This window comes from Gordonia phosphorivorans (assembly GCF_042432625.1).
GTDB classification, from domain to species: domain Bacteria; phylum Actinomycetota; class Actinomycetes; order Mycobacteriales; family Mycobacteriaceae; genus Gordonia; species Gordonia phosphorivorans.
This window is the reverse complement of the sequence record NZ_JBHLWV010000035.1, coordinates 1-733: the sequence shown is the minus strand read 5'-3', so window position 1 is coordinate 733 and position 733 is coordinate 1. Positions and strand designations below refer to the sequence as shown.

Annotated in this window: 1 protein-coding gene; it reads left to right on the top strand. The window is 63.8% G+C overall.

Features of this window, described 5'->3' with window-relative positions; all coding sequences use genetic code 11:
- Window positions 1–10: 10 nt before the first annotated feature.
- Window positions 11–733: AMP-binding protein (locus ACFFJD_RS16675; protein WP_382366217.1), on the top strand; the 723-nt coding region annotated here is incomplete at its 3' end.

Here is a 733-nt window from a genome sequence, read left to right as displayed (position 1 = left end):
GTCGGCGGGTGTGGTGGTGCCGGTGTTGGAGGAGTCGATTGCTGATGCGGTCGCTACCCGAATTGTGGAGGTTCCGTCGGCAGTAGCCCTTGTTGTTGGAGAGCGTGAGGTCAGCTACGGCGAGTTTGGTGCGCGTGTTGCGGTCCTTGCTCGCGATCTGGTGGCTGCTGGTGTCCGCCCGGGTGTTGCTGTTGGCGTGGTGATGGAACGCAGCGCCGAACTCGTTGTCGCGATTCATGCGGTGCTTGCTGCTGGTGGGCAGTATGTGCCGATCGATCCGGGGACTCCGGCCGATCGTGCGGCTTATATGGCGGTCACCGCGGGGGTGGGGCCGGTCCTGGTTCGGGCCGGTGATCCGGTTCCTGGATTCGTCTCGGAGATCGCGTCGGTGGGTGTGTTCACGGTGGATGCCGCGGCTCCGGTGGCTGCGGGTGTGAAGCCGTTTGGTGCGGGTGAGCGTGCGGTGTCGTTGCACCCTGACGATGCGGCGTACACGTTGTTTACGTCGGGGTCGACGGGTGTGCCGAAGGGGGTGACGGTGTCGCATCGGGCGGTGCGGAATTTTGTGGCGTGGTTTGACGAGTTGGTGCCGCGTGGAGGATCGGTTCAGGAGCGGTTGTTGTTTAAGACGCCGCATACTTTTGACGCCTCGGTGTTGGAGTTGTTGTGGCCGTTGGTGGCGGGTCAGACGATGGTGGTGGCGCAGGCGCAGGGGCATCGTGATCCGCGGTAT